Origin of the sequence: Leisingera sp. ANG-S5 (assembly GCF_000813925.1) — a bacterium.
GTDB lineage: Bacteria > Pseudomonadota > Alphaproteobacteria > Rhodobacterales > Rhodobacteraceae > Leisingera.
Genome location: NZ_JWLH01000001.1, coordinates 165,943 through 190,649 on the forward strand (window position 1 = coordinate 165,943; position 24,707 = coordinate 190,649).

Annotated in this window: 25 protein-coding genes; 9 read left to right on the plus strand and 16 right to left on the minus strand. The window is 63.2% G+C overall.

Annotation, left to right across the window (positions count from 1 at the left end):
• Positions 1-231 precede the first annotated feature (231 nt).
• Together RA25_RS00820 and RA25_RS00825 are read left to right on the plus strand one after the other, a co-directional pair.
• Positions 232-2,121 carry an acyl-CoA synthetase gene (locus RA25_RS00820; RefSeq protein ID WP_019295757.1) on the plus strand — a complete coding sequence of 630 codons (1,890 nt, stop codon included), beginning with the start codon at positions 232-234 and terminating at the stop codon, positions 2,119-2,121.
• Between the two features lie 119 nt (positions 2,122-2,240).
• A complete protein-coding gene (locus RA25_RS00825; RefSeq protein ID WP_039169472.1) occupies positions 2,241-3,167 on the plus strand; it encodes an alpha/beta hydrolase in 927 nt (308 codons plus the stop codon).
• A 6-nt stretch (positions 3,168-3,173) separates the two neighbouring features.
• Here the strand turns inward: RA25_RS00825 and RA25_RS00830 are convergent, their stop codons facing one another.
• The 9 genes from RA25_RS00830 to dtd all read right to left on the minus strand — a co-directional run bounded on the left by RA25_RS00830 (position 3,174) and on the right by dtd (position 12,327).
• Positions 3,174-3,731, minus strand: coding sequence for a DUF4453 domain-containing protein (locus tag RA25_RS00830; protein ID WP_039169474.1), 558 nt, complete (start codon positions 3,729-3,731; stop codon positions 3,174-3,176).
• A gap of 65 nt (positions 3,732-3,796) precedes the next feature.
• The gene (locus RA25_RS00835; RefSeq protein ID WP_039149084.1) at positions 3,797-4,633 is read right to left on the minus strand and encodes an alkaline phosphatase family protein; all 837 of its coding nucleotides are present in this window, start codon (positions 4,631-4,633) and stop codon (positions 3,797-3,799) included.
• Positions 4,634-4,777: 144 nt separating this feature from the next.
• A complete protein-coding gene (locus RA25_RS00840) occupies positions 4,778-5,602 on the minus strand; it encodes a DUF2182 domain-containing protein (RefSeq protein WP_019295753.1) in 825 nt (274 codons plus the stop codon).
• A 6-nt stretch (positions 5,603-5,608) separates the two neighbouring features.
• Complete coding sequence (locus RA25_RS00845; protein ID WP_039169476.1) at positions 5,609-6,250, minus strand: DUF1326 domain-containing protein; 642 nt, start codon at positions 6,248-6,250, stop codon at positions 5,609-5,611.
• A 215-nt stretch (positions 6,251-6,465) separates the two neighbouring features.
• Positions 6,466-8,103 (minus strand): ABC transporter ATP-binding protein, encoded by a 1,638-nt coding sequence (locus RA25_RS00850; RefSeq protein ID WP_039169477.1) that lies wholly within the window; start codon positions 8,101-8,103, stop codon positions 6,466-6,468.
• A complete protein-coding gene (locus tag RA25_RS00855) occupies positions 8,100-8,915 on the minus strand; it encodes an ABC transporter permease (protein WP_019295750.1) in 816 nt (271 codons plus the stop codon). Before RA25_RS00855 ends, RA25_RS00850 begins: the two co-directional genes overlap by 4 nt.
• A complete protein-coding gene (locus RA25_RS00860; RefSeq protein ID WP_019295749.1) occupies positions 8,912-9,868 on the minus strand; it encodes an ABC transporter permease in 957 nt (318 codons plus the stop codon). Before RA25_RS00860 ends, RA25_RS00855 begins: the two co-directional genes overlap by 4 nt.
• Before the next feature lies 1 nt (position 9,869).
• Positions 9,870-11,453: an ABC transporter substrate-binding protein gene (locus tag RA25_RS00865; RefSeq protein WP_039169480.1), complete on the minus strand. Its 1,584-nt coding sequence runs from the start codon at positions 11,451-11,453 to the stop codon at positions 9,870-9,872.
• A gap of 427 nt (positions 11,454-11,880) precedes the next feature.
• Positions 11,881-12,327, minus strand: coding sequence for a D-aminoacyl-tRNA deacylase (dtd, locus tag RA25_RS00870; protein ID WP_039169482.1), 447 nt, complete (start codon positions 12,325-12,327; stop codon positions 11,881-11,883).
• Between the two features lie 195 nt (positions 12,328-12,522).
• Here dtd and RA25_RS00875 point away from each other — a divergent pair, with 195 nt between their 5' ends.
• Positions 12,523-12,942 (plus strand): Hsp20/alpha crystallin family protein, encoded by a 420-nt coding sequence (locus RA25_RS00875; RefSeq protein WP_039169483.1) that lies wholly within the window; start codon positions 12,523-12,525, stop codon positions 12,940-12,942.
• 96 nt (positions 12,943-13,038) lie between these two features.
• Here RA25_RS00875 and RA25_RS00880 read toward each other — a convergent pair whose 3' ends face one another.
• From RA25_RS00880 to RA25_RS00905, 6 genes are all read right to left on the minus strand, one after another.
• Complete coding sequence (locus RA25_RS00880; RefSeq protein WP_052254129.1) at positions 13,039-14,160, minus strand: TFIIB-type zinc finger domain-containing protein; 1,122 nt, start codon at positions 14,158-14,160, stop codon at positions 13,039-13,041.
• Positions 14,161-14,236: 76 nt separating this feature from the next.
• Positions 14,237-15,418: an SPFH domain-containing protein gene (locus tag RA25_RS00885; protein ID WP_039169485.1), complete on the minus strand. Its 1,182-nt coding sequence runs from the start codon at positions 15,416-15,418 to the stop codon at positions 14,237-14,239.
• 26 nt (positions 15,419-15,444) lie between these two features.
• Complete coding sequence (locus RA25_RS00890; protein WP_082008937.1) at positions 15,445-16,332, minus strand: DUF2927 domain-containing protein; 888 nt, start codon at positions 16,330-16,332, stop codon at positions 15,445-15,447.
• Between the two features lie 59 nt (positions 16,333-16,391).
• On the minus strand, positions 16,392-17,582 hold the full coding sequence (locus tag RA25_RS00895) for a toxic anion resistance protein (RefSeq protein WP_039149064.1): 1,191 nt from the start codon (positions 17,580-17,582) through the stop codon (positions 16,392-16,394).
• A gap of 16 nt (positions 17,583-17,598) precedes the next feature.
• Positions 17,599-18,492, minus strand: coding sequence for a 5-bromo-4-chloroindolyl phosphate hydrolysis family protein (locus RA25_RS00900; RefSeq protein ID WP_039169487.1), 894 nt, complete (start codon positions 18,490-18,492; stop codon positions 17,599-17,601).
• A 174-nt stretch (positions 18,493-18,666) separates the two neighbouring features.
• On the minus strand, positions 18,667-19,677 hold the full coding sequence (locus RA25_RS00905; protein ID WP_039170250.1) for a pseudouridine synthase: 1,011 nt from the start codon (positions 19,675-19,677) through the stop codon (positions 18,667-18,669).
• 198 nt (positions 19,678-19,875) lie between these two features.
• Here RA25_RS00905 and RA25_RS00910 point away from each other — a divergent pair, with 198 nt between their 5' ends.
• From RA25_RS00910 to RA25_RS00925, 4 genes are all read left to right on the plus strand, one after another.
• Positions 19,876-20,325, plus strand: coding sequence for a nucleoside deaminase (locus RA25_RS00910; protein WP_039149059.1), 450 nt, complete (start codon positions 19,876-19,878; stop codon positions 20,323-20,325).
• 97 nt (positions 20,326-20,422) lie between these two features.
• Positions 20,423-21,004: a TetR/AcrR family transcriptional regulator gene (locus RA25_RS00915; protein WP_039169488.1), complete on the plus strand. Its 582-nt coding sequence runs from the start codon at positions 20,423-20,425 to the stop codon at positions 21,002-21,004.
• 21 nt (positions 21,005-21,025) lie between these two features.
• A complete protein-coding gene (locus RA25_RS00920; protein WP_019295737.1) occupies positions 21,026-21,319 on the plus strand; it encodes a YciI family protein in 294 nt (97 codons plus the stop codon).
• Positions 21,316-21,939 (plus strand): DNA-3-methyladenine glycosylase I, encoded by a 624-nt coding sequence (locus RA25_RS00925; protein ID WP_039169490.1) that lies wholly within the window; start codon positions 21,316-21,318, stop codon positions 21,937-21,939. Before RA25_RS00920 ends, RA25_RS00925 begins: the two co-directional genes overlap by 4 nt.
• A gap of 103 nt (positions 21,940-22,042) precedes the next feature.
• Here RA25_RS00925 and RA25_RS00930 read toward each other — a convergent pair whose 3' ends face one another.
• On the minus strand, positions 22,043-22,735 hold the full coding sequence (locus RA25_RS00930; protein WP_039169492.1) for a metal-dependent hydrolase: 693 nt from the start codon (positions 22,733-22,735) through the stop codon (positions 22,043-22,045).
• A gap of 186 nt (positions 22,736-22,921) precedes the next feature.
• On the opposite strand from RA25_RS00930, the gene gatC reads away from it, so the two are divergent.
• Positions 22,922-23,209, plus strand: a complete 288-nt coding sequence (gatC, locus tag RA25_RS00935; protein ID WP_039149048.1) for an Asp-tRNA(Asn)/Glu-tRNA(Gln) amidotransferase subunit GatC — start codon at positions 22,922-22,924, stop codon at positions 23,207-23,209.
• Between the two features lie 5 nt (positions 23,210-23,214).
• Positions 23,215-24,702: an Asp-tRNA(Asn)/Glu-tRNA(Gln) amidotransferase subunit GatA gene (gene gatA / locus RA25_RS00940; protein ID WP_039169494.1), complete on the plus strand. Its 1,488-nt coding sequence runs from the start codon at positions 23,215-23,217 to the stop codon at positions 24,700-24,702.
• Positions 24,703-24,707 lie beyond the last annotated feature (5 nt).

Sequence of the window (24,707 nt, forward strand, 5' to 3'; positions counted from 1 at the left end):
GGCGAGCAGATTAACACGGCAAGCGCCCCGGAGCCGATCCGGGGCGTTTTTTGTTGAAAACCGCCCAATGCAGGGAAATGGCGCGACGTCACCGCCAAAGCTGCCTTGGCGTGACCCTGCCGCGGCGCTTGCGCAATCAGGCGATTGCAATAATCTGGGCAAAAAACAGAGACACCTTCCGTGCACCGCCCGTACACCGGCTGTGCACCGGGTGGAACGGGGAGGAGAATTATGGGTTTTTCCGGAATCGCGGACCGCGATGCGCTGCAGAATGAAATGCCGTATGAGGCGCGGGATCTGCCGGCCACTTTGTACGGGCTGCTGTCGCGCACCGCGGACAAGTACCCGAACAGCAAGGCGGTCAGCTATCAGATATTCTCTGGCGCCCAGGACAAGGCGGAGACGCTGACCTGGCGCACGCTGAAGGAGCAGGTGAGCCAGGCCGCCAATATGTTCCGTGCGCTGGGGGTGGGCGAAACGGATGTGGTGGCCTATGTGCTGCCCAACTGCAACGAGACACTGGTCACCATGCTGGGCGGCGCGGTGGCAGGGATCGTGAACCCGATTAACCCGCTGTTGGAGCCGGAGCAGATCGCCTCCATCCTGCGGGAGACCAAGGCCAAGGTTGTTGTCACCCTGCGGCCCTTCCCGAAAACAGATGTAGCCCAAAAAGTGGCAGAGGCGGTGCGCCATGCGCCGGGCGTGAACACGGTGCTGGAAGTGGACCTGAACCGCTACCTTACGCCACCGAAATCCTGGATCGTGCCGCTGATCCGTCCCAAGATGGACGGCCGGCCCAGCCATGCGGACTACCTGAACTTCTCCAAGGAGATGGCGAAGCAGCCCAAGACGCTGAATTTTGCCGACAGTGCCGGTGACCGTGTGGCGTGCTATTTCCATACCGGCGGCACCACCGGCATGCCCAAGGTGGCGCAGCACAAGTATTCGGGGCTGGTCTACAACGGCTGGCTGGGCAGCACGCTGTTGTTCACCGAAGAAGACAATATCATGTGCCCACTGCCGCTGTTCCATGTCTTTGCGGTGCATGTGATCATGATGGCGGCCATCGCCTCTGGCGCGCATGTGGTGTTCCCGACGCCGCAGGGGTACCGGGGCGAGGGCGTGTTCGACAATTTCTGGAAGCTGATCGAGCGCTGGAAGATCACCTTTATCATCACTGTGCCCACCGCCGTTTCGGCGCTGATGCAGCGGCCGGTGGATGCGGATATCTCATCCGTGAAAACGGCGTTCTCCGGCTCGGCGCCGATGCCGATGGAGCTGTTCAAGCGGTTTGAAAGCGCCTGCGGCGTCGCCATCGTCGAGGGCTACGGGTTGACCGAGGCGACCTGCCTCGTCTCTTGCAACCCGCCGGGCGGCGAGAAGAAGGTGGGATCGGTGGGCATCCCGTTCCCCTATACGGATGTGCGGATCGTTAAGCAGACCAATGACGGGGCGCTGGAATGCGGACGCGACGAAGTGGGGGAGATCTGCGTGTCGAATCCGGGGGTTTTTGCGGGCAACACCTATACCGAGGCCGACAAGAACGTGGACCTCTATTACCAGGAGAAATACCTGCGCACCGGCGATCTGGGCCGGATCGACGAGGATGGCTATTTGTGGATCACCGGCCGCGCCAAGGATCTGATCATCCGCGGCGGCCACAATATCGACCCGGCAGAGATCGAAGAGGCACTGCTGGGCCATGATGCGGTGGCCTTTGCCGGTGCCATCGGCCAGCCGGACGCGCATTCGGGCGAGCTGCCTTGCGCGTTTGTCGAGCTGGTCGACGGCGCCAGTGTCAGCGAGGCGGAACTGCTGGAATACTGCAAAGTCCATGTGCATGAGCGGGCGGCGATCCCCAAGCATCTGACGGTGCTGGACGAGCTGCCGAAAACCGCGGTGGGCAAGGTGTTCAAGCCCGATCTGCGCAAGATGGCGATCACCCGCGTATACAATGGCGCGCTGGAGCAGGCCGGGGTGGCGGCGCGCGTTGTCAGCGTGACCGACGACAAGAAACGCGGGCTGGTGGCGCAGGTGGCGGCCAACGGCAGCCCGGAGGCTGACATCGACGGCGTGCTGAACAATTTCACCCGGCCATGGGAGCCTGCCGCGGCTGCGTGACCCCGCTGGACAGTGTGGGATAAGGAGCGCCCTTCGGGGCGCTTTTTCTTTCAGGCATTCCATTTGCGGGAAACTGTGCCTAGGCTCTCGGGGACGACGGCGTGCAGGGAGGCTCGCAGATGGATTACGAACGGCTGATCGACGAGGAGACCTGGGACTTCATCCAGAAGACCGGGGAGCTTTATCCTGATGACGCCGTTGACATGAGCATCGAGGAGCAGCGCCGTATCTATAACGCGATGGCGCGGGAATTCCGGGTGCCGCGGCCGGATGTGGTGTCGGTCGAGGAATTGTCCGCCAACGGCGTGCCGGTGCGGGTCTATACCGCGGGCGATCCGACCCGGACGGTGCTGTTCTGCCACGGCGGCGGCTTTGTCGTAGGGGGTCTGGACAGCCACGATGATGTTTGCGCCGAGATCTGCGCCCAGACCGGCTACCGGGTGGTGGCGGTGGACTACCGGCTGGCACCGGAGCACAAGCACCCCGCCGCCTTTGAGGACGCCTGGGTGGTGCTGGGCTGGGTCGAGGCCGGGTATGGCAAGGGCATTGTCCTGATGGGCGACAGCGCCGGAGCCAACATTTGTGCTGCGGTGGCGCATCATGCGCGCGGCCGCTGCGAGTCGATTCTGGGCCAGGTGCTGATCTATGGCGCGTTCGGCGGTGATGTGAACCAGGGCTCTTACCTGGAGCACGCGCAGGCGCCCATGCTGACGCGCGAGGACGTGCTGTATTACATGGATATTCGCACCGAAGGGGAGCCGCCCAAGGATGATCCGCTTTTTGCGCCTCTGTCTGACAGCGATTTCTCGGACTTGCCGCCGACGGTGCTGGTAACGGCGGATTGCGATCCGGTGCGGGACGATTCACGCGACTACCGCGACCGCATTTTGGCGGCTGGTGGCAAGGCGTATTGGATCAATGAGCCGGGACTGATCCACGGCTATTTGCGTGCGCGCCACAGCGTGGGCCGGGCACGTGACAGTTTTGAGCGGATTTCAGTTGCGGTCGAGGCGCTGGGGCAGGGGATCTGGCCCTATGACGAGTAGCCCGGACTACCCGGCATAGTCCTGGCATTGCTCCTGGAACAGCGACGTGTTCAGCCAGCCACCGCTCGTGACCTGCCAGTCCGGGCCGGAGGTGGTCACATAGGTCCAGCTGCCCACCGGGATATGCGAGTAATTGACGTAGTCGCCGGGGTCTATCTGCCCGACCAGGGGAGCATCCGGCCTGTGGCCCGCCCGCAGCCCCATAACCGGCCCCAGCCAGCCCAGGCAGGCGCTTTCGAACTCATCCCGCACCGGCAGATCCCATAGCTGGTAGCGCAGGAACAGGTCATCCATGTCCAGATGGGTCTGCTTGTTGTTGACCCGGCAGCCGAAGCGGGCCTCCATCTGTTTCACTTCAGCAACCAGGCGTTCTGACTGCGGCGGCAGAGAGACAGACTTGCCGGTGCAATCCCCGTTGTTGAACACGGCCTGCCCCAAAGGGGAGCCGAAGCAGTAACCGGCCCGGTCAATCACCGCGTTGCGAGTGAACCACAGGTCGTGGCAGGCATCGCTGGCCAGCGCCGGGGCGGCCAGCAGGGAAAATACGGCGGTAAGGGATTTCATGGCAAAGTCCTGACATCTGAAAACGGCGGCTGAGGACCATCCTAGCACACAGCCGCTGTTTCAGGTCATTTCAGGAACGGCTCTGCCTTCATGGTGTCCGCAATCGGCGCGCCCAGCCGTTTAAGGATGGTGGGGGCCAGCTGGCGCTGGTCGATCACGTCGCCATGATCCGGACCTTCGGCCTCGCCAAAGTAGTAGAGCGCGGTTTCCTGCTGCAGCGGACTGCGACCGCCGTGGTGGCCGCGCTCGTCCTGGCCGTGGTCGGCGGTGACGATCACCTCATAGCCCAGATCGCGCCAGCGGGTGATAAAGGGGGCCAGCATCTCATCCATTACAAAACAGGCGTGGTCCATTTCCTGGCAGTCATGGAAAAAGCGGTGGCCCATGCTGTCCAGGGTGCAGGCGTGCAGCATGCCGTAGTCCAGCCCGAAGCGCAGGCAGAGATTGGTCAGCGTGGCGAACAGATCGACGTCCGACGGCGTCATCTGGTTGTCCTTGCCATAGCCGGTCATGGTGTGGAACCGGCCGTGGTTGATGGTCTTGCTTTCCGGCTCGTCGTATTCGATATCGCGCACGTAATCGAACGGGTGGCGGTTGAAGAAAGACGACCAGTAGCTGTGCGCCACGGCGCCGGTGACGCCGCCGGCTTCGCGGACCTGGCTGAACACGTCTTTTTCCTTGAGCCGGAACACATTGGCGTTGCCGGTGCAGCCGTGGATGGCGGGTGCAACGCCGGTGTGGATCGAGGCATAGCAGCTGGCCGAAATCGACGGCAGCACCGCGCGCAGTTTCCAGACGCGGGCATCGCCGCTGTCGACCCAGCCTTCGAGGTTGCCGAACAGGCGGCGGAAATTGCGCCAGGGCACGCCGTCCAGAATGATGAGAAGAAGCTTGTTGTCCATTTGCCGAATCCCTTTGCCTTGCGATGGCTTCGGGAGGGTATCATTGCGTCCGTTTCTTGAATTGCCATTCAAAAAACGGCGGAACGGCCGCAAACGGGCATTTTCGCAGGGACGTTGCAGAATTGCCGGTCAGCGCCTGCGCTTTCAAAGCGCGGTAACGAGAACATAGCTGCCTGCCAGAAGCAGCAGAGCCCCGGCACCCGTGGCAAAGAGCCTTGGGTAAGGCAAGGTCTTTTCGGCCAGCACGAACAGCGCCAGCCCGGCTATCCAGTAAAGGTTCATGATCCCGCCGGCAAACAGCAGCAGCATCAGCGCCCAGCAGCAGCCGAGGCAATAGGTGCCGTGGTGGGCGCCCATCAGTACAGCACCAGCCAAGCCTGTGCGGTTATGCTCGGTCAAAAAATGAACCGGCATACGGCAATGGGAGAGGCAGGCGTGCTTGTAGGGGGTAAACTGATAGGCGCCCGCCGCCAGCAGCAATGCACCGCCAAGGGTGCGGCTGCTGAGCGACATCATCGGGCCGTTTGAGAGGCCCATGGTTTCGAGCCACCATTGCAGCGCGGTGGCAATTGCAGAGAACAAGGCCCAGGCAAGAAGGTATCCGCTGAGGAACAGCAGCCCCAGCACCGGCGCCCGGCCGGGCAGAGAGCCTGCCTTCTTGATGGCGGTGAACAGCAGCAGAACCGGGGCCGCGCTGGGTGTCATCATGGCGATCATCATCACCCACCACATCAGAAAGATCAGCACGGCATAGCCTGCAGTCCAAACCGGTCCGGTGCCCATCGCCATCGGTTCGCCGATCGGGCGGGCCATCCGGGTCATCTCGGCCGCGGTCATGTTCATGCCGACACCAAACACGGTGTAAAGCCCGCTCAGCAGCACGATGAAGGCCACAGCGCCCAGAACCACGATCCGGTCGTTGCGGGCCAGCCGTTCAGCTGTGCCGGTTATGTGCGGCGCCCGGCCCATGGCGGATCAAGCCGCGCGCTCAACGCCCTTGCCGGTCAGGTGCAGCTCGGCAACATGGGCGTGGGTTCCGCTGTTCTTTTCAAGGCTGATGGCAGATCCAGGGGTCCGTGTCGTGCCCTGGCAGACGGAAGCCTCGGAGTATTCAAACCCGTTCGGCAATTTGATCTGGACCGAATGCGGTGCACCGGACACGATGTGTGCAATCGGTTCGACTTTGGTTTCGCCAATGCCGTCCGCCTTGCCATGGCCAATACCTGTTTCGGCATCAAAACTCAGCGACACGGGTGCGCTGAGTGTCTCATGCCTGGTGGTGCACATAGCGTTGAAGACGAAGAACATGGTGGCAAATTCATCGGTGTCCTGGCCGGTCATGATCGCCTCGAGGGCCGCCTTCTGCTCTGCTGTGGCGCTTTCGTCGATGATGATTTGCATCTCGCCGTTGCCCTCGTGAATGGGGCCGGGCCATTTGTAGATAGCCGCGGCGTGCAGCCCGTCCAGCTTTGTGTCCCCGTAGTGGCCTTTATCGATGCGGAAAGTCAGCATTGCTTCGCAGGTGCCGTCATTTGGAAGCTGCGAAAATTGGCAAGGGCAGCCGGGCACGCAGTTGCAATTGGCGATCTCAAATCCGTGAATTGCCCAATCTGTCATGGCAGTTTCTCCCCATTGCTGCAGTCAAAACGAAACTGCCCGGTAAATCGGGTTGGCTTGCCTCACAGTTCAGCCGCGCTCAGTGCTTTTTCTATTGTTTGCAGCCGGTCCCGCTGCATTCTCCCTGTCTCAATAAAATATCACAAATCCGTGTAAATTTAAAAAGAAAAAGCCCCCGCTGGCAATCAGCGGGGGCTTTGCATCCTTTGGTGGAATCAGTTGCCGGCGCTTTCCATCTTGCGGTGGGCAATCACCTCTTCCAGCCAGCCGAGCTTCATCTCCGGCACCGAACTGAGCAGCAGATCGGTGTAATCGTCGAACGGCGGGCTCAGCACCTTGGACTTGCCGCCGTAGCGCTGCACTTTGCCCTGATACATTACCGCGATGTTGTCCGAGATCGCGCGCACCGTTGCCAGATCGTGGGTGATGAAGAGATAGGCCACATCTTCGATCTTCTGCAGGTCCAGCAGCAGCTTCAGGATGCCGTCTGCCACCAGCGGGTCGAGTGCCGAGGTGACCTCGTCGCAGATGATCATCTTAGGCTTGGCTGCCAGCGAGCGGGCGATGCAGACACGCTGCTTCTGGCCGCCCGAAAGCTCCGCCGGATAGCGGTCCATGAACTTTTCGCCCAGCTCGATCTCGTCCAGCAGTTCGATGATCCGCTTCTTCTTCTCGGCGCCGCGCATGCCGAAGTAGAACTCCAGCGGGCGGCCGATGATGGTGCCGACGGTCTGGCGCGGGTTCATTGCCACGTCTGCCATCTGGTAGATCATCTGCAGCTCGCGCAGGTCCTCGCGGCTGCGGCCCTTGAGGTCCGGTGAGAGCTTGCGGCCGGCAAACTCGATCTCGCCCTCGCGCGGCGGCAACAGGCCTGTGATCACGCGGGCGAGGGTGGATTTGCCGGAGCCGGATTCACCCACCACGGCCAGCGTCTGGCCGGGATACAGATCGACGTTCACATTGTGCAGCACGTCGAATTGGGTGCCCTTGTAGCGCGCGGTGATATTGCGCACGCTCAGCACCGGCTCCTCGGTCGGGGCCTTTTCCTCATGCTCGATGGAGCGGACCGAGACCAGCGCCTTGGTGTACTCCTCCTGCGGATCATTGATGATCTGGTCAACGTTGCCGTATTCGACGGTGTTGCCCATCCGCAGAACCATGATGTCGTCGCTCACCTGTGCCACAACCGCCAGGTCGTGGGTGATGTAGAGCGCGGCAACGCCGGTGTCGCGGATCGCCTCCTTGATCGCCATCAAAACGTCGATCTGGGTGGTCACGTCGAGCGCGGTTGTCGGCTCGTCGAACACCACCAGATCCGGCTCCGGGCACAGCGCCAGCGCGGTCATGCAGCGCTGCAGCTGGCCGCCCGACACTTGGTGCGGGTAGCGTTCGCCGATGTTGTCCGGATCCGGCAGGCCCAGTTTGGCAAACAGAACCCGGGCACGGGCCTCGGCCTCCTTGCGGGAGAACTTCTTCTGTTCCACCGCGGCCTCGACCACCTGATCCATGATCTTCTTGGCCGGGTTGAAGGAGGCTGCCGCTGATTGCGACACATAGGTCACCTCGGCACCGCGCAGTTTGCGGATGTCCTTGTGGCTGCCCTTCAGGATATCGCGGCCGTTGACCCAGACCTCGCCGCCGGTGATCTTCACGCCGCCGCGGCCATAGGCCATGGACGCAAGACCGATGGTGGATTTGCCGGCACCGGATTCACCGATCAGCCCCAGAACTTTGCCGGGCGCGAGGTCAAAGCTGACCCCGTGCACGATCTCGATGTCGCGGGGACGTTCACCCGGCGGGTAGATGGTCGCGCCGATCTTCAGGTCGCGGACTTTCAACAGGGTATCGCTCATCCGCGGCCTCCTTTCAGCGATGTGGTCCGGTTCAGCACCCAGTCAGCCACCAGATTGACCGAGATCGCCAGGGTGGCGATGGCAAAGGCCGGGATCAGGGCCGCAGGAATGCCGTAGACGATGCCTTCCTTGTTCTCCTTCACAATGCCGCCCCAGTCAGCTTCTGGCGGCTGCACGCCCAGGCCCAGGAAGGACAGGGTGGAGACAAACAGGACCGCAAAGATGAAGCGCAGGCCCATCTCCGCGATCAGCGGGGACAGTGCGTTGGGCAGAATCTCGCGGAAGATAATCCAGGCGGTTTTCTCGCCGCGCAGGCGGGCTGCTTCGACGTAGTCCATCACCTCGATATCGACCGCGACGGCCCGGGCCAGGCGGTAGACGCGGGTGGCGTCCAGAAGGCCCATCACCAGGATCAGCATCGGAATGGTGACCGGTGCGACCGACAGCACCACCAGGGCGAAGATCAGCGTCGGGATCGACATCACGAGGTCGACGAAGCGCGACAGTGCCTGGTCGATCCAGCCGCCCATCACCGCGGCAAAGAAGCCGAGGACGGAGCCCAGGGTGAAGGACAGGACGGTCGCGGCGGTTGCGATGAAGATAGTGGTGCGGCCGCCATAGATCATCCGGCTGAGAAGGTCGCGGCCGATGTTGTCGGTGCCAAGCAGGTAGTCTGCGCTGGAGGGCTCCCACACATCGCCGACCACTTCGCCGACGCCATAGGGGGCCAGCAGCGGTGCAAAGATGGCACCAAGGAAGTAGAGGGCAGTGAAGAACAGCCCGATGAGTGCGGAAATGGGGATATTCTTCATTTCGGATGCCTCAGGCGCGGGTTGCTCAGGATGGCGACGATATCGGCAATCATGTTGAGACCGATATAGACGGCGGCAAAGATCAGGCCGCAGGCCTGCACAACAGGCACGTCACGCTTGGACACGTGGTCGACCAGATACTGGCCCATGCCGGGGTAGACGAAGACCACCTCGATCACCACGACGCCAACCACCAGATAGGCGAGGTTCAGCATCACAACGTTGACGATCGGTGCAATCGCGTTGGGGAAGGCATGGCGGTAGATCACCTGAAAAGCGTTGAGGCCCTTGAGTTCCGCGGTTTCGATATAGGCCGATTGCATCACGTTCAGGATCGCAGCGCGGGTCATCCGCATCATGTGCGCCAGAACAACCAGCGTCAGAACGGCAATCGGCAGGGCGATGGCGTTCAGCTTCTCGAACAGGCTCATGTTGTCGTTGACCATGGCCACTGACGGGAACCAGCGCAGCTGCACCGCGATGAAATACATCAGCACGTAGCCTATCAGGAACTCGGGGATCGAGATCGAGGCCAGGGTGACGGCGGAGATCATCTTGTCGGGCCAGCGGTCCTTGAAACGGACGGCCAGCAGGCCGAGGAAGATCGCCAGCGGAACCGCAACCACGGCAGCCCAGAAGGCGAGGAACAGGGTATTCCAGAAACGGCTGCTGAGAGCCTGGGCAATGTCCTGGCCGCTGGTCAGCGCGGTGCCAAGATCGCCCTGCATGGCGCCGAAGAGCCAGGCAAAATAGCGTTGTACGGGAGGATCGTTCACACCCAGCTCAGCCCGCAGGTTGGCCAGTGCCTCCGGTGTTGCCGACTGACCCAGGATCGATTGCGCAACGTCGCCCGGCAGAACGATGGTGCCGGCGAAGATCACGATTGAGATGAGCAACAAAAGAAGGAGGCTCAGCGCAATGCGCTGAGCCAGGAGTTTTACGATCGGAGACATATTAGGCTTTGACCCACAGCTTGCTGGCTGCATAGCCGTTCATCAGAACCTGGCCCGGGATGCCTTCGACCCAGCCGTCGACATTGTCGGTGGTCGCTTCGACGAAGTCGTTGAACATCGGGCAGATCAGGCCGCCTTCGTCCCGCAGGATGGTCGACATGTCGGCATACATCTGCGTCCGCTTGGCAACGTCCAGTTCGCCGCGCGCTGCCACCAGCATCTGGTCGAACTGCTCGTTGTTGAAGCGGGTGTCGTTCCAGTCCGCGGTGGACAGATAGGCGGTGGTGAACATCTGGTCCTGGGTCGGACGGCCGCCCCAGTAGCTGGTGCAGAACGGCTTGGCGTTCCAGACTTCCGACCAGTAGCCGTCGTTCGGCTCGCGCTTGACGTCCAGCTGGATGCCGGCGCTGGACAGCGACTGCTGGAACAGCGCGGAGGCATCGGGTGCGCCCGGGAAGGAGTTGTCCGAGGTGCGCAGCAGGATAGAGCCGTCGTGGCCCGCCTTCTTCAGGTGGTGCATCGCCTTGTCCGGGTCGAACTGGCGCTGTTCCAGCTCGGTGTACATCGGATAGGAGGCGTTGATCGGGGTGTCGTTGCCGACAGTGCCGTAGCCGTTCAGGATCTTGTCGACCATTTCCTGGCGGTTGATGCCGTATTTCAGCGCCATGCGCACGTCGTTGTTGTCAAACGGTGCGGTGTTGCAGTGCATGATGAACACATAGTGGCCCGCCGCGGAGGTCGAGTGCACGGTGATGTTCGGTGCGCGGTCGACCAGTTTTGCGGTGCGCGGGGGCACCCGGTCGATCACGTCCACCTGGCCGGACTGCAGCGCTGCGACGCGGGCGGTGTCGTCGTTGATGACGATGATTTCCACGGTGTCCGCGTTGCCCAGATCACCCCAGTAGTTCGGGTTCTTCTCGGCCACGAAGCGCACGCCCATGTCGGAGGACTTCATGATGTAGGGGCCGGTGCCGATGGCGGCTGCCGGATCGTCATTGCCGCCGTTCGGCTGGATGATCAGGTGGTAGTCGGCCAGCAGGTAGGGCAGGTCGGCGTTCGGGCTGTCCAGTTCGAAGACGACACTGTCGCCCTCTGCGCGCACGTCCTTGATGCCGCGCATGATGCCAAGCGCGCCGGACTTGGTGTCTTCACCGCTGTGGCGCTCCATGGTTTTGACCACGTCGTCAACCGTGACGCTCTGGCCGTTGGAGTAGGTCACGCCGGAGCGCAGCTTGAAGGTCCAGGTCTTGGCGTCGGCAGAGGCTTCATAGCTTTCGGCCAGCTTGCCCTCGATGCCGCCGTCGTCGGCCAGCTCGACCAGGGTTTCACCCCACAGACGGGTGACCATCAGGCCAACGGTGTTGGTGACCAGCGCCGGGTCCAGGCTGTCGGTGGTGGAGCCGCCCTGCAGGCCGAGGCGGATGGTGCCGCCCTTCTGCGGGCCTGCCGCCTTGGCGGCGGTAGACAGCAGCAGGTTCGCGGATACGGCGGTGAAGCCCAGTGCGGCGGCTTTGCCCAGGAAATCACGGCGTGACAGTTTGCCTGCCGCGGCCTGGCTGGCCAGATACTGCATATGTCGGTTCATTGAGTTCTCCCGATTGGTTGCGGTGCTGAGGCACCTGTTTTTTTGATTGGCGATTTAAGATTTGCGTATTTACCGCTAACTCGCAAGCGTTATTAGCGCTACGCCGGGGAAGCCATCTGCACGGTTTCGTGCGGCACAAACAGCGGGTGTCGCCTTTCTCAAGTAAGGTGCCGTTTTTGCGGTCTCTGTCCTGTGTAAAGCAAAAAAAGCGCTGGAATACGACAGGAAATATTGATGCGGAGAAATTGCGGATTTTTTGCGAATCTGCCCGGCGGGCAAGGCCGACAGGCCGCCCAAGGGACAGAATCGGTGCTTTCCGGTCTAAAAACGCCCTCTACGCCGCCAACTGACCTGCCCGGTATGGCGGTTGGACCACAACGGGCAGCGGCAATGCGGCGCGCTGGCAGGCTGGGCTCCAAGGGGCGGATCAGGGGTGTTCAGTATCCATCCAGATGGTCACCGGACCGTCATTCAGCAGGCGCACCTTCATGTCGGCGCCGAACCGGCCTTTTGCAGTTTCCAAACCCAGCGCAGACAGCTGGTTCGCAAAATATTCATAGAGCCGTTCGCCCTCAGCCGGGGCTGCGGCAGTGGAAAAGCCGGGCCGGTTGCCGCGCTTTGTGTCGGCCGCCAGGGTGAACTGGCTGACCACCAGCACACCGCCGCCGGTATCCAGCACCGAACGGTTCATTTTGCCGGCGTCGTCCTTGAAGATCCGCATCTTGGAAATCTTGGCGGCCAGCTGGTCCGCCTGCGCCTCGCTGTCACCGGCCATGGCGCAGACCAGCACCAGCAGCCCGGGACCGGTTTCGCCGATAACCTCGCCATCGACTGTCACAGAGGCCTCGCTGACCCGTTGGATAAGTGCGCGCATGTCTGCTCCCGTCCTTGAATAGTGCTGTCCGGCAGGCGGCTGCCGGATTGTCCGCAACAGCTCTATCTCCTTTGCCGGGCACTGGCGAGGCCGCGGCCTGAAAACTTCCGGCTCAGGCTTTGCCTTTGCGCCGGATCAAGGCGGTGCGGCGGGGCAGGCGGTACAATGGGATTCAACAAGACAGGAGGCTGAAAAATGGTGGAAAAAACCGAACATGGCGGCTTCTGGCCGTCGCTTTATGACCCCTTCCGCAGCTTTGGTGCGCGGCTGGCCGACTGGCTCACTCCCGCAACCGAGGCGTCCTCGGGCAAGGAGGCCTATGACATTGCCATGGAGCTTCCGGGTGTTTCGCTGGAGGATGTCGAGCTGACCGTGGACAACGGCGTGCTGACGATCCGCGGCGAGAAGAAGACACAGTCCGAGAAGAAGGGCGACACCTGGTATTTCAGCGAGCGCCAGTATGGCGCCTTCCGGCGGTCGTTCCGTTTGCCGGAGGACGCGGACGGGCAGGGGGCCTCGGCCCGGATGGAGGACGGCGTGCTGCATATAGCTGTGCCGAAGAAGGCGCTGGAGCAGCCGGAGACCGCCCGCAGGATCAAGATCAGCAAGGGCTGACAGGGAGGCCGGCCAAGGGTTCCGGCTCAGAACCCGGGGAAAGGAACCGGCCGGTTCAGGAAGGGGGCGGCAGCGTCCCCTTCCGTTTTTGCAGGGTTACTGCTGGCTGGCGACCAGGGCGATCCCGGCACCGATCAGAAGGGCCAGCAGCACCGCAAAGGCAATTTTCCAGGCTGAATAAGGCCGCTCGCCCTGCACCCGGCCGGACTGGCCGTTGACCACAAAGCGATAGGTCTTGCCGCGGTATTTGTAGGCGGCGAGCCAGACCGGCAGCAGGATGTGCTTGAAGGTTACCTCAGACACTTTGGTGTCGATATGGGCAATCCGCTGGCGGTCGCCGCCGATGTCAAAGCGCACGTCACGCTCGATCACCCGGTCCATCTTCTGCCCGGCCTCGGCAAAACCAGCCTCCAGATCCACGGTGTAGGCTTCAGCCCGGAAGCCTGCCAGATACTGCGGCTGGTAAGGTTCCAGCTGCGCCAGGTCCCAGGGCTCCAGCCCCTCAGTGTATTTTTTGGGCAGGCTTTTTGAGGCCAGCACCAGCACATCATCGAAAAACCGCTGCACCCGGCCCGAGGCGGGCGTCCAGCGTACCTTGGCGACCTGCCGGGAGCGGGTCTTGCCTTCGTGCTGGAAGGTTTCGGTCACATAATAAACGGTGCCGCGCTGGCCGGTGTAGCTGCTGCGGGTCTGGGCATCATAGGTCCAGTAAGGCACATAGATGCCCTGCATCCGCCGCCCCTTGCGGGCGTATTCCCTGAGGCCGTTCGGGGCAAACCACAGGCCGCCCAGCCAATCTGTCATAGCTTTGTGCGCGGCGCGTTCTTCTACCGCAAAAGGCAGCACGCCTTTGGGTTTGATGTGCCGGTTCTCACCGGTGCCGGTCACCACAGGCGTTGCGCAGAACGGGCATTCCTTGGCGTGGGTGTCCGGATCGAATTCCACCTGCGCGGCGCAGTTGGGGCAGGTGGAGACCCTCGTCACTTCGATCTCTGCCTCGGGCAGCTGATCGGCCACGGCAGCGCGGAAATCCAACTCCTGCAGGGCGGATCCCTTCCAGGGTCCGCTGCGGATGCTTTCGGTGTGGCCGCAATGGCCGCAGGTCAGCGTGCCTTTGGCCGGGTCATAGGTGTAATCGGCACCGCACTGCTCGCACGGGAAGCGGTGGGTCTCATCGTCGGGGGCAGGCACGGTTTCAGCGGGCGGCGGCGGGGGCATCGTCACGGGGAGGCAACCTGTCGGGCATTGTCAGTCAGGGAAGGGGGAGGGCAGTCTTGGCCGCCCTGGAGTGGTATTACCCGGCTGGCGGCGCCGACGGCGGGGGAGGCGGCGGCAGGATGGTGAACAGCTGCGCAAGCTCCATCACTTCGCCTGCGCGTTTCCAGCCGTCCTGGCCCGGGGTCCAGACGTGGGTCTCGCGTGTCAGGGTGCCGTCCTGCGCCATCCGCCCCATCCGCGCCTTGGAGAACGGACCGGAGGTCTGCCCGTCCACCGCAATGTGCCAGACGTGCTCCACCGGCGGCGGAGGCGGCGCCACGGGCGCTGCCGGCTGCGGCGCAGCGGGTTCGGGACGCGCCCCCCATGGCCCGGACGGCTGACCCGCTGGCTGAGAGGCGGCGCCTCCCTGCAGAGCCTGGCCCATCTGCTGCGCCATCGCCATACCCATGCCCATTCCCATGCCGGCACCCATGCCGCTGTTCGGGGTCTTGGCGGCGGCGGTCATCGCCTCAGCTGCCGAAAACTGAGTGTAGCGGCCCAGATCGCCCAGCACGCCCATCTGGGTGCGCTTGTCCATGGCTTCCTCCACCGCAGGCGGCAGCGAGATGTTCTCAATGTACAGCTCCGGCATCATCAGGCCGTAGTCGGCCAGGGTGCCGGAAATCTCCGCCGCGACCAGCTTGCCCAGGTCAGCCGTATTTGCCGCCATGTCCAGTACCGGAATGCCAGAGCCGGCAATGACGCGGGAGAACTCCTGCACGATGATATTGCGGATCTGGTACGAGATCTCGTCCATGGTGAACTCGCCATCGGTGCCGACGATTTCGCTCAGGAAACGGGCCGGGTCGGCGACCTTGATCGTATAGGTGCCATAGGCGCGCAGCCGGACGGGCCCGAATTCCGGGTCGCGGCAGATGATCGGGTTCTTGGTGCCCCATTTCAGGTCGCTGAAACGGGTGGTGTCGACAAAGTAGACCTCAGACTTGAACGGCGACTGGAAGGCGTGGTCCCAGTGCTGCAGCGTGGTCATGACCGGCATGTTGTTGGTCTCAAGCATGTAGAGACCGGGGGTGAACACATCCGCCAGCTGACCCTCGTGCACGAACACCGCCGCCTGGCCCTCGCGCACCGTCAGCTTGGCGCCGTATTTGATTTCATGGCCTTCGCGTTCGAACCGCCAGACCATGGTGTCATGGGTGTCATCCACCCAATGAATGACATCAATGAATTCGCCTTTGAGAAAATCGAAAATACCCATGTTTCAGGTCCTCTTCCTGTGGCGGCCTAAAGTTCCTGGCCCATCGCCTCGCGGGCGAGAATGCGGATCAGGGGGCGGGCCTCTTCCAGGCTCATCCCCACCTTCAGTCTTGGATCATACAGCATCTGCAGCAGCTTTTCGTCAAAGCTGGTCAGCAGCGCAAATTCGTCGTCATCGTTGAAGATCGAGGGGCGCGCGCGCGGGCTGTCGTTCCTGAGGCCCAGGCCTTGCGCCACTTCCTCGTGCACGCAGCTTTTGCGCACCAGGTCGGGATGCTCGGCCCGGATCAGCGCGACGCCGCGGGTGTAGGACAGCGGATCGCCCTGCGGGCCGCCTGCCACCACAAGGCAGTAATAGCTGCGCGGCGGCGCAGCCAGCAGCGACAGGTCGCGAGCGCTGATCGCGGGCAGCAGTTCGCGCACCCGTTCAGCGACATACGCGCTGTCGTCGAGGCTGGCAAAGATCACGTGGAAATTGGCCCTGCCGCTGACGGTGCTGATGGAATGGCCGGTGATCCGCGCCAGCCGCGCGGCGTATTCGGCCAGTGTTTCCCGGTCCTGCACCCGCTGGCCCGCTTGCACCGAGGGACCGAACTCCGCTGCGATCCGGACCGGGCCGGACCAGCGGCCGAGCCCCCCGGAAATGCCGGACCCGCCGTATTCATCATAGAAAGCCAGTTGCTCGAAGCTTGCCGCCAGATCCTCGGCGTCAAACGGTGTGTCCGGCCCGCCGCCGTCAGTGCGCAAAAGGCCGCGGGTCAGCAGGTCCCGCTCCAATGCGTTGTAGTAGTAGGCCAGCTGGGCGCTGTCGGCAGAGGGTTTGTAGACCGCAGGCTGGGGCACTGCAGGCCGGGCCTGCGGCACTAGAGATTCTGCCTGGTCAAAGGGCAGGCATGCGCTTAAAGCGGCCAGCACGGCAAAGGCCGCTGCGCTCTTCCAAAGTGTATGGATTGCCTGCACTCCCGCTGCCTTTCTTAACCCGGCACAGCGGTGCCGGCGTTGTCGCCAACCCCGTCGCGCCGCGCCTTGGCAGCGGCCAGCGTATCGCGCAACTCCGCTTCCATTTTCTGCAGATCTTCCTCGGCGGCAGCGCGTTTGGCCTTGCCCTCGTCGGCGATCTTGAGACTGTCCTGAATGGTGCCGATCAGATCCGCATTGGCCTGTTTCACCGCTTCGATATCAAACACTCCGCGCTCCATTTCCTTGCGGATCATCTCGTTCGATTGGCGCAGGTTGGCGGCGTTGGAGGTCAGGAGTTCATTGGTCAGGTCATTGGCATCGCGCACTGCCGCCGCGGCCTGGGCCGAACGCTGGATGGTCAGGGCCTGCGCCAGCTGAGTTTCCCACAGCGGCACGGTGTTCACCAGGGTGGAGTTGATCTTGGTCACCAGCGACTTGTCGTTTTCCTGCACCAGCCGGATCGAGGGCAGCGACTGCATGGTGACCTGGCGGGTCAGCTTCAGGTCATGCACCCGCCGCTCCAAGTCATCGCGGGCGGCACGCAAGTCGCGCAGCTCCTGCGCCTTCATCACCTGATCGCCTTCGGGGGCTGCCTGCACCTCGGCTTCCTTGGCCGGGATGGCGGTGCCGTCCAGTTCTGCCAGCTTGGCTTCGCCTGCGGCAATATAGAGTGCCAGCTCATCATAGAATTGCAGCGTCTTTTCATAGAGAAGATCGAGCGATTTGATGTCTTTCAGCAGGGTGTGCTCGTGGCCCAGGAGGTCGTCGGTGATCCGGTCGATCTGCCCCTGCACGGTTTCATAGCGCGCGGTGAATTTCACGAAGGGCGTCGCCTTGCCCAGAAGCCGCTCCCAGAAGGTCGCCTTGCGGCGCACGTCCAGTTCGGAGACCGAAAAGCCGCGGATCGTGGCCACGATATTGCGTAAGGAGTCCCCCGCAGGCCCCACGTCCTTGTTGCGGACGTCAGACAGCATTGCCTGGCTGATGGTCTGCAGTTCAGCCTGTGCGGCAGAGCCGAAATGGATGATCGAGTTGGTGTCGTCCATGTCGATCTGGTCCATCCGCTGCCGGATCGCCTCACTGGTCGGTTCATCGGCCTGTTCCAGGGGCTGAACCTCTGCCACGGGTTCGGGCAGTTCGATGGCGGTGACTTCGGTGACCAAGGCTTCGGCCTGGGCGGCCTTTTGTTGAACGGCTTCAGACATGAATGGCTCCCCTTAATCAGTTCTGGTCCAGATGGACCCCTTCACGCTGCAACCGGTCGCGCAGCACATCAATTTCAATGGTCAGGTCCGTGCGGTCCTCCACCAGCATTTTGCGGGTGCGCGCGGCAAAGTTTTGTTCCAGATCGTCCAGCAGTGCCAGGTAATCGGCGCGGGCCTGGGCGTCCTGGCTGCGGGCATAGATATCGGCGAATTTCACCGTCGCATCGCGGGCGCCCTGCAAATAGACGGTCAGGTACTTGCGGGCGGCGGTCAGGTCGCGCGGGTCTTCCTCCACCGTGCGGAACAGCTCGCGGGCGACGGACTGGAACTGTTCCACCCGCGCTTCGACCCCGCGGTCGCGGGCGCGCAGGGCAGCGTCCTTCATCGCGGCCAGGCTCTGCTCCGCCTCATCCACCGCGCGGGCGACCCGGGACTGCTGGAAATCGTCGACACCTTCCACGCCCTTGTCGTGCAGCGGGTCGATGCCAAAGGCGGTGACGTGCAGCCCCGCTGCTGCGGTGCCATAGATGGCGGCAATCAGAATGCCGGGTTCGGCCTTCCAGGCCGCCAGCGCCGCGCCGCCGCCCGTTAGTAGCGCCGCCAGGATCTTGCGGGGCAGGGCGGGTTTGCGTGCAACCTTGCGGGCGCCGTAGGCGGCTTCGGCCTTCAGCCCCTCGCGCAGCAGGAAGGCGCCGCCGGTCCAAAGCCCCGCGCCGATCAGCCCCAGCGCAAGTCCGGTGGCGCCGTCGTTCAGGGAAAGCAATGTCAGGATGGCGGGCGGCAGGAACATCAGGTTGGCGCGCATGCCAACCGGGTCCACCTGGGCGTTGCGGAAGGATTGCTGCGGAGGTGTGTCCTGATCTGCGGGCTTCCCATCCGGGCTGAACTTGCCGCCGTAACGCTGTGCCATGCGGTCAGCCCCCCACGATCCAGCCGGTGCTGAGGCCGAACATCAGGATCAACAGGGCAGCATAGGCAAGTTTCTGCACGCGAAAGGCCCCCCAGACCGCCAGCGAAGACTAACTGATTGGAAATCTAGGGGATAGCAGGCGGTGTTGCTAGGGGGAAGTCTGCGGGAATTGGCTCAGCGGCGGGGATTCTTGCCGATCGGACGCTTGCCGCCGCCGCGCTGGGTGGGGCGGTCGCTGCGCGGTGCTGCAGGCTTGCCGCCCGGTTTGCCGGTTTTCGCCGGTGCCTTGCCAGCCGGTTTGCCGCCTGGCTTACCCATAGGCCGGCCAGCAGGCTTGCCGCCGCGGGACCGGGTGGGGCGGCCGACCGGCTTTTCCTCTTCCGGTTCAAGCCCCAGCTGATCGCGCACCACACGCGGACGCAGTTCTTCCACGTCGCCCGGTTTCAAGTCGCCCAACTGGAACGGCCCGTAGGACACCCGCAGCAGCCGGTTCACGGTATAGCCGATATCCTCCATCGCGCGGCGGATTTCACGGTTCTTGCCCTCGCGCAGGCCCACGGTCAGCCAGGCATTTGCGCCCTGCTGGCGGTCCAGCGACACGGTCATCGGCTGGAACTTCTCCCCCTCAATCACTAGGCCCTTGCGCAACGGGGCAAAATCCTCGTCTTTGGGGCGGCCGTTGATCCGCACCCGGTAGCGGCGCAGCCAGCCGGTGGCGGGCAGCTCCAGCTTGCGCTTGATGCCGCCGTCGTTGGTCAGCAGCAAGAGACCTTCGGAGTTGAGGTCGAGCCGGCCGACCGTCATGACCCGCGGCATATCCTCCGGCAGCTCGTCAAAGATCGTCTTGCGGCCTTTTTCGTCGCTGTTCGACGTCACCAGGCCGGTGGGCTTGTAATACAGCCACATCCGCGGCGCCTCGGCCTCCGGAAGCGGCTGGCCGTCGACACTGATCCGGTCTGCCGCGGTCACGTTCAGCGCCGGGCTGTCGATCTTCTTGCCGTTCACCGAAACGCGGCCCTCCGCAATCATGCGCTCGGCTTCGCGGCGCGAGGCAACGCCGGCGCGCGACAGGACCTTGGCGATGCGGTCGCCCTCAGGCGCGGCGCCTTCGGGTTTGGAAGGCGCTTTGCGGGGCTGGGATTTCGGGGCCGGTTTGCCCTTGGGGGATGCGGGTGTTTTGCTCATGCCCGTGCCATAGAGCATTCCGCCGCCTTGCGAAAGCGGGCAATCGAGGGCGGGCAAAGTGTGGTGAGGGCAGAGCCCGGCCGCGGGCGGGAAACGAAGCGCCCGCCCATGGGGGCGGACGGGCGCTGCCCGGCGTTGCCGCCGGGCCGAAACTTTTCTAAGTGTATAGCCTTGCTGCATTCAAGCTGAGCGGAGCGTATGGCATTCAAATCGCATATGGATAAGGCGCTGGCTGAGGCGCGGGCGGCGGCAGAACGCGGCGAGGTTCCCGTGGGTGCCGCGCTGATCGCGCCGGACGGGCAGGTGGCGGCGCTGGCAGGCAACCGCACCCGCGAACTGAACGATCCCACCGCCCACGCCGAGATTCTGACCATCCGCGCGGCCTGTGCCGCCTTGGGCAGCGAGCGGCTCACGGGCTACGACCTCTATGTGACGCTGGAGCCCTGCGCGATGTGCGCCGCGGCCATCGCCGCCGCACGCATCCGCCGGGTGTACTACGGCGCCGCTGATCCCAAGTCCGGCGGCGTGGCGCATGGCGCCTGTGTGTTCTCCCATCCGCAGGCGCATCACGCGCCTGAGGTCTATGACGGGATTGCCGAAGGCGAGGCCAGCGCGCTGCTCAAGGAGTTCTTTGCCGGCAAACGCTGATCATGGAGCATGTGACGTGCCGTCGCTTCGCTGGCCGGTTGTACCTGTAGGTCAAATGTCCTAGTTTGCATTTAGGTCAAACATCCTAGGGGTGGAGATGCCACAGCCAGCAACCAAAGACAGGATCGCTGAGGCCGCGGACCAGCTGTTCTATGAACGCGGGTTCGAGGCGACGTCGTTTGCGGATATCGCCGCGGCGGTCGGCATCTCGCGCGGCAATTTCTATTATCATTTCAAAACCAAGGACGAGATCCTTGAAGCGGTGATCGCGCGCCGCTTGGCTTCGACCCGCACCATGTTGAACACCTGGCAGGCGGAAGGCGCCGGCCCGGAGCAGCGGATCATCTGCTTCATTCGCATCCTGATCGCCAACCAGGCCAAGATCACCCTGTACGGCTGTCCGGTCGGCACGCTGGTTGCGGAGCTTGGCAAGCTGAACCATGCGGCGCAGGATCAGGCAAATGCGGTTTTTACCCTGTTCCGGACGTGGCTCTGCTGCCAGTTCGAGGAGCTGGGCTGCGGCACGGAATCGGATGCCCTGGCCATGCACCTGCTGGCACGCAGTCAGGGGGCTGCAACGCTGGCTCAGGCTTTTGGCGATGTGGATTTCATCAACCGCGAAGTGGCGCTGATGCAGGACTGGCTACGCGGTCAGCTGCCACAGGATTATCCCCGTTAATACGCATCACAGGAGACAAACATGTATTTCATTTTGCTGACATTTGCAGAGCAGAAGGGCCGCCTGGCCGAGTTTCTGGATGGCCACAAAGCCTGGCTGCAGCAGGGGTTCGAGGACGGGGTTTTTCTTGCTGCCGGCTCCATGACCGATGGCGAGGGCGGCGCGATCCTCGCCGTGGGCGAAAGCGAGGAGGACCTGTTCGCCCGTGTCGCGCAGGATCCTTTTGTGACCGGCGGCGTGGTGGAGCCGGAGATCATCGGCGTGGCGCCGACCATGATGGATCCCCGGCTGGATTTCCTGCGGGGCGGCGAATGAGCCGCATTTTCACAGCCGCCGATGGCCATCCCCGCTGTGCCTGGGCTGACTCGGCGCCGGATTTCCTGCGGTACCACGACGAGGAATGGGGCTATCCGGTGGGCGAGGATATCCGCCTGTTCGAGAAGGTGTGCCTGGAAAGCTTCCAGTCCGGTCTCAGTTGGCGGACCATTCTGGACAAGCGCGAGAACTTCCGCGCCGCTTTTGCCGGGTTTGATTTCAACGAGATGGCGAAATTCGGCGTAGCGGATGTGGAACGGCTGCTGCAGGACAAAGGCATCATCCGCCACCGCGGCAAGATCGAAGCGGTGATCAACAATGCTGCGCGCGCCCAGGAGCTGGTGGCGGAGGCGGGCTCGCTGGCAGCGTTTTTCTGGAGTTTCGAGCCGAAGGCGGAAGACTTGCTGGAGCCGCAGACCGTCTCCACCAGTCCTGAATCCGTGGCGCTGTCGAAGGCGCTCAAGAAACGCGGCTGGAAATTTGTCGGCCCCACTACCGCCTTTGCCTTCATGCAGGCGATGGGGCTGATCAACGACCACGCCCGTGGCTGCATCTGCCGGGAAAGGGCGGCTGCAGCGCGCGAGGCGTTCACCGTGCCGCAGACGAAACCGGCGGCTTGAAACGCGTCCGCGCCGGGCCGCAGGCCCGGCGCCACGCCCAACGGGAGCGGATCTGCCTGACAGATCCGGCGACGGGCGGGAGAGTGCCTTTACACCGCGCGGCTCAGACTTCGATTGCCTTCATCACTTCCGGCTCAATGACATCGACGCCGGGCAGCCCTTCGGTCAGGTCCTTGGCGTCCTGCTCCAGGACCGGGAAGCTCTTGTAGTGGCAGGGAATCACCGTTTTGAAATTGAAATAACGCTTCGCCGCATAGGCGGCTTGTTTCATGTCCATGGTGAAATGGCCGCCTGCCGACAGGATGCCAACGTCCGGCTTGTAGTAATTGCCCATCCACTCCATGTCGGCCATGATCGCGGTGTCGCCGGACAGGTAGACCGTCTTGCCCTCCGCCATCAGCATGTAGCCCACTTCCGAACCGCCGGTGCGCAGCCCGTCCTGGGTGTTGAAGGTGGAGCTGTGGGAGGCCGGAACCATCGCAACCTTGACGCCGCCGAGGTCCACCGTGCCGCCCTTGTTGAACCCGGTAGTCTGCACGCCCTCGGTCTCGCCCCAGAGACCCATCAGGTCGTATTGCCCCACCACCGGCACCTCAAGCCGCTTCGCCAAGGGCAGCACGTCCACCACATGGTCGAAATGCACGTGGGTCAGCAGGATATGAGTGGCACCTGCAACCGCCGCATCGTGGCTTTCTTCGGGCAAGACCGGGTTGCCGCTCAGCCAGGGGTCCACCAGCAGCACCAGGCCGCTTGTTTCGATACGGAATGAGCCGTGGCCCAGCCAAATGATCTTCATCGGTTTTTCCTCCCGTTGGCCTTGCTGTTGTCGTTGGCGGCAGCCTAACAGGCTGCGGGCGAAAAGGAATGCGGACGTGCCGGAAATTATGCCTGCGGGTCTGATTGCCGCCCGGCCACCCGTTGCAGGCTTGCAGCGCAGGCGGCACGGCGGTAAATGCCTACCCAACACCAGATGAGGGTTTCCATGTCGATTGACCAAAGCACCGCCGCCAAGGTGGCCAAACTGGCCCGGATCAAGGTCGAGGACGACGCTCTGCCGGCGCTGGCAGACGAGTTCAACAACATCCTGGGCTTCATCGAGCAGCTGAACGAGGTGGATGTCGAGGGCGTCGAGCCGATGACCTCCGTCACCCCGCAGCGCCTGAAGCGCCGGGTGGATGAAGTCACCGACGGCAGCCAGCAGGATAAGGTGCTGGCCAATGCGCCGGACGCCCGCGAAGGCTTCTTCGCAGTGCCCAAAGTCGTGGAGTAAGAGACATGAGCGATCTGAACAAACTGGGCCTGGCAGAGGCCCGCGATGCGCTGCGCAAGGGCGATACCACCTCCGTTGAACTGACCGAGGCCTGCCTCAAGGCAATCGACGCGGCTGATGCGCTCAATGCCTTCGTGCACAAGACGCCTGAGCTGGCAATGGAACGCGCCAAGGCTGCGGACGAGCGCATCAAGGCGGGCGATGCCCCCTCAATGTGCGGCCTGCCGATCGGCATCAAGGATCTGTTCTGCACCAAGGGCGTGCCCTCGCAGGCGGCTTCCAAGATTCTCGAAGGCTTCAAGCCGGAGTATGAATCCACCGTCAGCCAGAAACTGGCCGATGCCGGCTCCGTCATGCTGGGCAAGCTGAACATGGACGAATTCGCCATGGGCTCCTCCAACGAAACCTCCGTCTACGGCAATGCCGTCAGCCCATGGCGCCGCGGCAATGACGAGGCCCAGCTGACCCCGGGCGGCTCCTCCGGCGGTTCCGCCTCAGCCGTTGCCGCCGACCTCTGCCTGGCGGCCACCGGCACCGACACCGGCGGCTCGATCCGCCAGCCTGCGGCCTTCACCGGCACTGTCGGCATCAAGCCGACCTACGGCCGCTGCTCGCGCTGGGGCATCGTTGCCTTTGCCTCCTCGCTGGATCAGGCCGGCCCGATGACCAAGTCGGTGCGCGACGCTGCCATCATGCTGGAAACCATGTGCGGCCACGACCCGAAGGATTCGACCTCTGCCGAACTGGCGGTTCCGGATTTCGAGGCGATGCTGACCGGCGACATCCGCGGCAAGAAGATCGGTATCCCCAAGGAATACCGCATGGACGGCATGCCGGGTGAAATCGAGAAACTGTGGTCCGATGGTGCCGAGATGCTGAAAGCAGCAGGCGCCGAGATCGTCGACATCTCGCTGCCGCATACTAAGTACGCGCTGCCCGCCTATTACGTGATTGCCCCGGCCGAGGCCTCCTCGAACCTCGCCCGTTACGATGGCGTCCGCTATGGCCGCCGCGCCACGCTGGAAGCAGGCGACGGCATCACCGAGATGTACGAGAAGACCCGCGCCGAGGGCTTCGGCCACGAAGTGCAGCGCCGCGTGATGGTCGGCACCTACGTGCTGTCGGCCGGCTTCTACGACGCCTACTACAATCGCGCCCGCCGTGTCCGCACCCTGATCAAGAAGGACTTCGAGGACGCTTTTGCTGCCGGTGTCGACGCAATCCTGACCCCGGCCACCCCCTCCGCGGCCTTTGGCCTGGGTGAGATGATCGAAGCGGATCCGGTGCAGATGTACCTGAACGACGTGTTCACCGTCACCGTGAACCTGGCGGGCCTGCCGGGTGTCGCGGTGCCCGCAGGGCTGGACAGCCAGGGCCTGCCGCTGGGTCTGCAGCTGATCGGCAAGCCCTGGGAAGAGGGTGATCTGCTGAACACTGCCTATGCGCTGGAGAATGCGGCCGGCTTTGTAGCCAAACCGCAGCAATGGTGGTAAACCTC

Coding starts and splice junctions, on each gene's coding strand:
- RA25_RS00820 (WP_019295757.1), top strand. CDS start 232: ATGGGTTTTTCCGGAATCGCGGACCGCGATGCGCTGCAGAATGAAATG.
- RA25_RS00825 (WP_039169472.1), top strand. CDS start 2,241: ATGGATTACGAACGGCTGATCGACGAGGAGACCTGGGACTTCATCCAG.
- RA25_RS00830 (WP_039169474.1), bottom strand. CDS start 3,731: ATGAAATCCCTTACCGCCGTATTTTCCCTGCTGGCCGCCCCGGCGCTG.
- RA25_RS00835 (WP_039149084.1), bottom strand. CDS start 4,633: ATGGACAACAAGCTTCTTCTCATCATTCTGGACGGCGTGCCCTGGCGC.
- RA25_RS00840 (WP_019295753.1), bottom strand. CDS start 5,602: ATGGGCCGGGCGCCGCACATAACCGGCACAGCTGAACGGCTGGCCCGC.
- RA25_RS00845 (WP_039169476.1), bottom strand. CDS start 6,250: ATGACAGATTGGGCAATTCACGGATTTGAGATCGCCAATTGCAACTGC.
- RA25_RS00850 (WP_039169477.1), bottom strand. CDS start 8,103: ATGAGCGATACCCTGTTGAAAGTCCGCGACCTGAAGATCGGCGCGACC.
- RA25_RS00855 (WP_019295750.1), bottom strand. CDS start 8,915: ATGAAGAATATCCCCATTTCCGCACTCATCGGGCTGTTCTTCACTGCC.
- RA25_RS00860 (WP_019295749.1), bottom strand. CDS start 9,868: ATGTCTCCGATCGTAAAACTCCTGGCTCAGCGCATTGCGCTGAGCCTC.
- RA25_RS00865 (WP_039169480.1), bottom strand. CDS start 11,453: ATGAACCGACATATGCAGTATCTGGCCAGCCAGGCCGCGGCAGGCAAA.
- dtd (WP_039169482.1), bottom strand. CDS start 12,327: ATGCGCGCACTTATCCAACGGGTCAGCGAGGCCTCTGTGACAGTCGAT.
- RA25_RS00875 (WP_039169483.1), top strand. CDS start 12,523: ATGGTGGAAAAAACCGAACATGGCGGCTTCTGGCCGTCGCTTTATGAC.
- RA25_RS00880 (WP_052254129.1), bottom strand. CDS start 14,160: ATGCCCCCGCCGCCGCCCGCTGAAACCGTGCCTGCCCCCGACGATGAG.
- RA25_RS00885 (WP_039169485.1), bottom strand. CDS start 15,418: ATGGGTATTTTCGATTTTCTCAAAGGCGAATTCATTGATGTCATTCAT.
- RA25_RS00895 (WP_039149064.1), bottom strand. CDS start 17,582: ATGTCTGAAGCCGTTCAACAAAAGGCCGCCCAGGCCGAAGCCTTGGTC.
- RA25_RS00900 (WP_039169487.1), bottom strand. CDS start 18,492: ATGGCACAGCGTTACGGCGGCAAGTTCAGCCCGGATGGGAAGCCCGCA.
- RA25_RS00905 (WP_039170250.1), bottom strand. CDS start 19,677: ATGAGCAAAACACCCGCATCCCCCAAGGGCAAACCGGCCCCGAAATCC.
- RA25_RS00910 (WP_039149059.1), top strand. CDS start 19,876: ATGGCATTCAAATCGCATATGGATAAGGCGCTGGCTGAGGCGCGGGCG.
- RA25_RS00915 (WP_039169488.1), top strand. CDS start 20,423: ATGCCACAGCCAGCAACCAAAGACAGGATCGCTGAGGCCGCGGACCAG.
- RA25_RS00920 (WP_019295737.1), top strand. CDS start 21,026: ATGTATTTCATTTTGCTGACATTTGCAGAGCAGAAGGGCCGCCTGGCC.
- RA25_RS00925 (WP_039169490.1), top strand. CDS start 21,316: ATGAGCCGCATTTTCACAGCCGCCGATGGCCATCCCCGCTGTGCCTGG.
- RA25_RS00930 (WP_039169492.1), bottom strand. CDS start 22,735: ATGAAGATCATTTGGCTGGGCCACGGCTCATTCCGTATCGAAACAAGC.
- gatC (WP_039149048.1), top strand. CDS start 22,922: ATGTCGATTGACCAAAGCACCGCCGCCAAGGTGGCCAAACTGGCCCGG.
- gatA (WP_039169494.1), top strand. CDS start 23,215: ATGAGCGATCTGAACAAACTGGGCCTGGCAGAGGCCCGCGATGCGCTG.